General features: G+C 71.8%; 6 protein-coding genes. 3 read left to right on the forward strand and 3 right to left on the reverse strand.

Going from position 1 to position 7,145, the window contains the following annotated elements:
• Positions 1-470: 470 nt before the first annotated feature.
• The 3 genes from FPZ41_RS43315 to FPZ41_RS43325 are packed head-to-tail and all read right to left on the reverse strand — an operon-like array spanning position 471 to position 3,992.
• Complete coding sequence (locus tag FPZ41_RS43315; protein WP_152870018.1) at positions 471-1,100, reverse strand: TetR/AcrR family transcriptional regulator; 630 nt, start codon at positions 1,098-1,100, stop codon at positions 471-473.
• Positions 1,101-1,135: 35 nt separating this feature from the next.
• Positions 1,136-3,220, reverse strand: a complete 2,085-nt coding sequence (locus tag FPZ41_RS43320) for a YhgE/Pip family protein (RefSeq protein ID WP_152870020.1) — start codon at positions 3,218-3,220, stop codon at positions 1,136-1,138.
• Positions 3,192-3,992, reverse strand: coding sequence for an ATP-binding cassette domain-containing protein (locus FPZ41_RS43325; RefSeq protein WP_152870022.1), 801 nt, complete (start codon positions 3,990-3,992; stop codon positions 3,192-3,194). Before FPZ41_RS43325 ends, FPZ41_RS43320 begins: the two co-directional genes overlap by 29 nt.
• Before the next feature lie 189 nt (positions 3,993-4,181).
• Here FPZ41_RS43325 and FPZ41_RS43330 point away from each other — a divergent pair, with 189 nt between their 5' ends.
• The 3 genes from FPZ41_RS43330 to FPZ41_RS43340 all read left to right on the forward strand — a co-directional run bounded on the left by FPZ41_RS43330 (position 4,182) and on the right by FPZ41_RS43340 (position 6,513).
• Positions 4,182-4,784 carry an SAV_6107 family HEPN domain-containing protein gene (locus tag FPZ41_RS43330; RefSeq protein WP_152870024.1) on the forward strand — a complete coding sequence of 201 codons (603 nt, stop codon included), beginning with the start codon at positions 4,182-4,184 and terminating at the stop codon, positions 4,782-4,784.
• A 225-nt stretch (positions 4,785-5,009) separates the two neighbouring features.
• Entirely contained in the window at positions 5,010-5,846 is an 837-nt protein-coding gene (locus FPZ41_RS43335; RefSeq protein WP_322621477.1) for a class I SAM-dependent methyltransferase, read from the forward strand.
• Between the two features lie 277 nt (positions 5,847-6,123).
• Positions 6,124-6,513 carry a DUF3040 domain-containing protein gene (locus FPZ41_RS43340; protein WP_322621478.1) on the forward strand — a complete coding sequence of 130 codons (390 nt, stop codon included), beginning with the start codon at positions 6,124-6,126 and terminating at the stop codon, positions 6,511-6,513.
• The last annotated feature ends 632 nt before the right edge of the window (positions 6,514-7,145 follow it).

Here is a 7,145-nt window from a genome sequence, read left to right on the forward strand (position 1 = left end):
GCGGTAGCCCCCAAGGAATGGGACGGGTAGGGGCGGCGGGGGCGGGATCCAAGCCCTCGGCCCGCAGAGTACGGAAGCGGACGCGATCGTCACCAGTCGGCAACGGTGTGTTCTGAGGATGAGCGCGGAGGACTGAGTATCCGTACCTAGCCGATGAGTTGAGTACGCGCGCGGATGGGTCGCGACCTGCGCGAACGAGAGAGTGGAGACACGGAAAGGGGCGCGGATCCGGCACCGCCGACACGGGGCGGCGGAACGGCTCCCGCCCTTGACCGCTCCTTCCGCCGATGAGCCACCACGAGTCGGCGGGAGCGAGGCACGGGGGGAAACCCGGGGGCGACCGTACGGGGGAAACCACGGGGGTACGGGGGAGTACGAGGTACGGCGAAGCGCCGGTTCGAGGTGGCCCGCGGGGGACGCGGCCACATCGGACCGGCGCTTTCGTCGTTACCGGGTACCCGTGCGAGTGGCTAGCGCGTGCCGCTCACCCGCCCCTGGAGGAGCCGGGACAACGCCGAGTGGACGTCGTCCAGGGACCGCTCCGGCTGGAACGACTGCCAGTCCAGCGCCGCCACCAGGACCATGCCCACCAACGCGGCCGCGGTCAGCGGAACGTCGAGCTCGTTGCTCAGCTCACCGCGTTCCACACCCTCGCGCAGCACGCCCTCGACGACGGCGACCGCCTCCTGCCGGACGACCATCAGCGTGGACTGCCAGGCCCGGTTGGTGCGCCACAGCTCGGCCACGTACAGCTGCGTGAACGCCGGATAGCGTTCTATGAAGACGAGCCCGGCCCGGATCATCGCGTCGAGGGCGTCGACCGTCCCCCCGCCGTCCTTCGCCGTCTTCTCCGCCGCCTCCCGTAGGGAGGCGGTGAGGAGTCCCACTCCGTGTCGCAGCAACTCCTCGAAGAGGACGGATTTGCTGGCGAAGTTGTAGTAGACCGTGCCCTTCGCGACCCCGGCCCGCTCGGCGATCTCGTCCACCGTGGTGGCGGAGAACCCCTGTTCCGCGATCAGCGTGACGGCCGCCTCGTAGAGCTTCTGCCGGGTCGCCTCACGACGGCTGCTTCCGCCGCCCGTGACGGTGCTGCTTTCCATGCCTTGATTCTCACAGCAGCCGGTGCCACGCGCCGTCACAGACTCAGCTCCGGATGCAACTGGTCGAGGGTCCACACCTGTTTGCGGCGGGCCGACAGGGCGGTCAGCGCGAGCGCGCCCGCGGTGAAGGCCGCGAGGACGGCGCACGCCTGCCGGACCGGGGACAGATCGCCGCCGGTGACGAGCCTCCTGAGAGCCTCCACGACGTAACTCATCGGCAGGAAGGGGTGGATCGCGTTGAAGAAGTCCGGGCTGGTCTGCACGGGGTACGTGCCGCCCGCCGACGTCAACTGCAGCATCAGCACGGCCAGAACGAGGATCCGGCCCGCCGCCCCGAAGCGCGCGTTCAGCCACTGCACGATCGCCGCGAAGCACGCCGTCACCAGGAACAGGAAGCCCACCGTCCCGGCCGCCCGCGCGGGCTCGAGACCGACGGCCCAGTGGAGGACCGCCATGAGGGCGACCGTCTGCAGCACCCCCAGGGCGGCCACGGGCAGCCAGCCCGCCAGCGCGATCCGCCACGCCGAGGCGCCCGTGGCGAGCGCACGCCGGTTGAGCGGCTGGATCAGCATGTACGCCACCATCGCGCCCACCCACAGGGACAGCGGGATGAAGTACGGGGCGAAACCGGTGCCGTAGTTGGGCGCCTTGTGCAGGTCCCTGGAGGCCAGCTGCACCGGGTCGGCCATCACCTCGGTTCGCTGGTCGCGGTCCTGCGGGTCGTAGTCGGGGATCTGCTCCGCCCCGTCGCGCAGCCCGCCGGCGAGCTTTCCGGAGCCGTCGGACAGCTTGTACATGCCGCCCGTGAGATCGATGGCGCCCGAGGACAGCTCGCCGACACCCGAGTCGAGGTCGGCCGCGCCCGTCTGCGCCGTACCGAGACCGGTGTGCAGCGCCCGCGCGCCCCTGGCGACCTTCGCGGCGCCCTCGTGGAGGGCGTTCACCTTGAAGACGGCGTCGTCGAGGTCCTCGGAGAGGTGGGGTGCCGCCTTGGCGAGGGCCCTGGCCTGCCGCTGGAGCGTCGCCAGGTCCTTGTCGAGGGCCTTCATGTCGCCGTCGTAGTCCTGCACCACCGTGTTGACGTCCGCGGCGAGCCGCGCCGCCTCGGCGGCCGCGTCCCGTGCCTTCTTCAGGTCGCCGCAGGCCGGATCGGGCACGGGCTGCTGCTCGCAGCGCCTCGTGTAGACACCGTTCAGCGTCTCGGACGCCGTACGGGTGCCGCTCTCCGCGGCCGGGGCCCTCTTCACGAACGCGTCGAGGTGGTCACGGATGACGCCGGCCGAGTCGGCCACCAGGGTGGCGGTGGCGGCGATCGTCCGGCCGTCGTCCTTCAGGAGGGGACGTACCTGGTCCGCGACCCCGCTCACCTTCCCGGCGAGCGCCCGGGTGCCGTCCGCGACCTGCCGGGAACCCTGCTCCAAGGCGTCGGCACCGCGGCCGAGCCTGCTCAGGCCGCTCGACAGCGCGCCGCTGCCCTCCTTGGCGTCCTTCAGGCCGTCCGCGAGGTCCTCGGAGCCCTTCTCGGCCTTCCCGATGCCGTCCTTGAGGTCGTCGGCGCCCTTCGCGGCCTTCTCCGTCTCGGCGTGGATGCCGGAGAACGAGATGAAGATCCGGTCCAGGAAGGACCGCGACGCCTTCGTGGACGCGGCCGTGCGCACCTCCGAGAACACCGTCCGGGAGATCTGCCCGACGACGTAGTTGTTCGCGTCGTTCGTACGAACCTGGAGGGCGCCCGTCTCGGGGGAGTCCCCGGAGCTGGACGCGATCCGCTCGCTGAAGTCCGACGGCATGGTCAGCGACAGGTAGTACGTGCCGTCCTCGACGCCCTCACGGGCCTCCTCGGCGCTCACCTCGCGCCAGTCGAAGACATCGCTGTCCAGCAGCTTCTCGGCGATGTCGGCGCCCGCCATGAGCGTCTCTCCGCCGGCGGTCGCCCCCTTGTCGTCGTTCACCAGCGCCACGGGGACGCGGTCGAGGCGGCCGTACGGGTCCCAGAACGACCACAGGTACAGCGCGCCGTACAGCAGCGGCAGCAGCAGGAGCGAAACCAGTGCCGCGCGCGGGAGCCTCCCCCTGCCGAACCGCCTGAGCTCAAGCGTGGCCAGCTTCGGCGAGCGCATCGGCCGTCTCCTCGTCGTCGTTCCGTGCTGTGCCGTCGTTGCTGTCGTTCTGCCGCGTGGACACCACCACGGCGCCTTCGGGGGCCTCGCTGCACACCGCCACCACCGTGGTCCCGGACTCGGTGACCGACCTCAACAGGGCCCAGACCTCGGCCCGTTCGGCATCCGAGAGCTTCAGGTCGGTGTCGTCCACGCCGAGCAGGCGGGGGCGGCCGATCAGAGCCAGCGCGACCGACAGCCGCAGCGCCTGAAGCCGCTCCAGATCGCGTACGGCGGTCCGGACGCCTTTGGGCAGTGCCGTCAGGTCGAGTCCGGCGGCGGCCGACGCGTCGTCGATACGGGCCTTCGCGTCAGCGGTACGCCCGGCGCGCGGCCGCATGAGTTCCCGTAGGGAACCACGTACGGAACCCCCGAACCTCCGCTCCAGCAGCGTCCGTTCGCGCAGGTGCTCGCCGACGGTCAGCGCCGGGTCCAGGTCGGTGACACCTGGAACGTGCGCGAGCGCGCTGATCCGGCGTACCGCGGGCATGCCCCCGGGCAGCCGGTACGGGCCGACCGTGGCGTGCCCCTCGCCGGGCTTCATCCGGCCGGTGAGGGCCAGCAGCAGACAGGTGCGGCCGGACCCGGACGGGCCCTGGATCGCGACGAGCGAGCCGGGCTCCGCGTGGAAGCCGACCCCCCGGAACGCCCAGCCGCGCGGCCCCCTGAGTCCGAAGTCCGCTGCCCCGACGGCGATTCCCGCTGCTTCCCGAGGCGCATCAGGCTCGTCCATGTCCCCCTCGCTGCCCTGAACCGAAGGCCTGGTCACGGCCTCCGGTTTTTGAACTGACTGGTCAGTGCAAAAACTACTCCGAACCTGTGAGCGAAGCAAAATCCCAGGTCAGAACGGATTGTCAGTGCCATACCTCACGATGGGCACATACGGCCACAGTGCCGTCACACAGACGACAGGAGGTCCGTCATGGCCAGCCACCACGCAGCCGCCGTCCCTCGGCGCCGCGCCACCGGCCCTGCCCCCTCACTGACCGGCCCGGCGAGCGACGTGCACCCCGTGCTCCGCCGGGCAACGGCCCCGCCCGCCGCCCTCGACCTGCTCGCCCAGGCCCGAACCGGCCTCGACGAGGCGACCGTGCTGAAGACCCCCAACGAGCGGTACGCCACGGCCCATCTGGCCGCCCTGCGCACCGCTGCCGCCGTGCTCGCCGCCCGGGGCCGCCCGGAGCCCACCGTGCGGCGCCGCGCCAAGATCCGGAGCGCCTGGGAAGTGCTCCCCGAGATCGCGCCGGAACTCACCGAGTGGAGCGCGCTGTTCGCCTCCGGAGCCGCCCGCCGCGCCCGCGCCGAGGCCGGCATCCGGGGTGCGGCGAGCGCGCGCGACGCGGACGACCTGATACGGGACGTGGCGATGTTCCTCCGCCTCGTCGAGCGCCTGCTGGTCCTCCAGCCCGTCCTGCCCCAGCCTCGGCAGGACAGGCGGGACAGCCGGCACACGCAGCGCATGCAGGACGTGCGGGGCGTGCGGGACGGTCAGGACGGAGGCCCGGAAGTGCCGAACGCCGGCTGAGCCGTCGCGGGACCGGCCGCGGGCTCGGCGTCCCGTGGGGTGACCTGGCACGGAACCAGTGCCCAGGGGCCTCGTCCGCCGCACGGGACACCCGGCCGGGTACGGCTCCGGAGGCAATAGGGTGGGAGTACCCGCAACTCTCCGCCGTGACCCCCGAGCACCGGCGGAGGCAAGACCATCGCTCCGCCGTACAGCAGGCGGTGCCGCGCCGAGGAGTCAACTGCCGTGTCGGACCCGATGCGCCCACCCGTCTCCCACCACCACCCTCAAACGGCGTCGCTACGCTCCGACCCCTCCCGGCCCCGCGCTTCCCTCCGAACCGCCGTGGTCTGGGACGTCCTGAAGGACGCCCTCGACCGCCGGGCCAAGGCCACGGGGCGCGACGCGCACGTCGGCCTCGACGTCCTGGACACCGGAGGCGGCAGCGGCAACTTCGCGGTGCCCGTGGCCCGTCTCGGGCACCGCGTCACCGTCGTCGACCCCAGCCCCAACGCACTGTTCGCGCTGGAGCGCCGCGCCGCCGAGGCCGGCGTCGCCGACCGCGTACGAGGTGTCCAGGGCGACGCGCACGGCCTGTTCGACGTCGTCGAGCGCGGCGGCTACGACGCGGTGCTCTGCCACGGCGTCCTGGAGTACGTGGACGACCCCGCCGAGGGCATCGGCAACGCGGTCGCCGCGCTGCGCTCCGAGGGCGTCCTCAGCCTGCTCGCCTCGGGCCTGGGCGGAGCGGTGCTCGCGCGCGCCCTCGCCGGGCACTTCAAGGAGGCCAGGCATGCGCTCGACGACCCGAACGGACGCTGGGGCGAGGGCGACCCCGTCCCGCACCGCTTCACCGCCGGGCAGCTGACCGAGCTTGTCGAGGGCGCGGGCCTCAGGGTCGCCTCGGTGCACGGTGTGCGGGTCTTCGCCGACCTGGTCCCCGGAGTGCTCGTGGACACCGAGCCGGGAGCCCTGGACGCGCTCCTCAGGCTGGAGGCCGCGGCGGCCGAGCTGCCCGCGTTCCACTCCGTGGCCACCCAGCTTCATGTGCTCGGTGAGACGCAGAGGGCCACCGAGGCCTGAGTCACCTCCTGGGACGTGTTCCTGATCAGGGGCTCGGCGGCGGATGGAGTACGCCACAGGCCGCCCGAACCGGCGCTCGTAGCCGTATGATCGGGTGAGACCGTCCGGCATGACGGGCCGCTCACTGGGGCATGTACGCCTCAGTGAATCGGAGTGCCATGGCGGATTTCGGTTGGCGAATTGGCGTAGAGGGGCGGGTTTCACGGGGGCGATTCCCTGCCTATCCTGAAGAGGACCCCCCGGGTCGCCCCGGCGACCGCACGATGAGGAGGACTCCGTGCCGCTCTCGGAGCACGAGCAGCGAATGCTCGAGCAGATGGAGCGAGCGCTGTACGCCGAAGATCCCAAGTTCGCGACAGCGCTTGAGGGAAGCGGGCTGCGTACGTACACCCGGCGACGGGTTTACCAGGCGGTCGCGGGCTTCCTGGTGGGTATCGCGCTCCTCATGGCCGGAATGGTCGCACAGCAGATCTGGGTCAGCGTGGTGGGATTCCTCGTCATGCTGGGCTGCGCGGTGCTCGCCGTCACCGGTTGGCGCAAGGCCCCCAAGCCCGGTGAGCAGCCGTCCGGCGCTGCCGGTGGCCGTCGACACCCACGACAGCGCCGCTCCATGATGGACCGCATCGAACAGCGCTGGCAGCGCCGACGCGACGAACAGGGCCATTAGTCTCCGCCGCTCTGCCGCACAACCACAGACGTGTCCGAGGGGTGACCGCCCAAACGGCGGTCACCCCTCGTGCATGCCCGGAAGCCAGGCCCTCGGGCGGCCGGACGACTCGCTCCCGTCGGTGCTCCCCGGGCTACACCGCTCCGGGCTACACCGGTCCGGGCTACACCGGTCCGGGCTACACCGCTCCGGGCTACACCGCTCCGGGCTACACCGCTCTGGGCTACACCGCTCCGGGCTACACCGCTCCGGGCTACACCGCTCCGGGCTACACCGCTCCGGGCTACACCGCTCCGGGCTACACCGGTCCGGGCCACACCGGTCTGCGACGACAACCGGTGTTCCGGCGGCCGGCAGCCGATGTCCGGCCCTACCCATGTCCGGCCCTACCGATGTCCGGCCCTACCGATGTCCGGCCCTACCGATGCCCGGCCCTACCGATGCCCGGCCCTACCGATGCCCGGCCCGACCGATGCCCGGCCCGACCGATGTCCGGCCCGACCGATGTCCGGATCGGCGCCCGACGCGGTGACCGCCTCCTCGTTGTACGGCACCGGAGTACGACAACACCGTTAACACCGCTCAGCCGCTGACCACAGCCCCGCCCCGCCCGGCCCGCGCCGGTTCAGCCC

The sequence above is a fragment of the Streptomyces acidicola genome (assembly GCF_009377235.1).
In the GTDB taxonomy this organism is placed as follows: Bacteria; Actinomycetota; Actinomycetes; order Streptomycetales; family Streptomycetaceae; genus Streptomyces; species Streptomyces acidicola.

What these genes read in the sequence shown, in the direction of transcription:
- FPZ41_RS43315 (WP_152870018.1), bottom strand. Translation starts at nt 1,100, where the DNA reads ATGGAAAGCAGCACCGTCACGGGCGGCGGAAGCAGCCGTCGTGAGGCG.
- FPZ41_RS43320 (WP_152870020.1), bottom strand. Translation starts at nt 3,220, where the DNA reads ATGCGCTCGCCGAAGCTGGCCACGCTTGAGCTCAGGCGGTTCGGCAGG.
- FPZ41_RS43325 (WP_152870022.1), bottom strand. Translation starts at nt 3,992, where the DNA reads ATGGACGAGCCTGATGCGCCTCGGGAAGCAGCGGGAATCGCCGTCGGG.
- FPZ41_RS43330 (WP_152870024.1), top strand. Translation starts at nt 4,182, where the DNA reads ATGGCCAGCCACCACGCAGCCGCCGTCCCTCGGCGCCGCGCCACCGGC.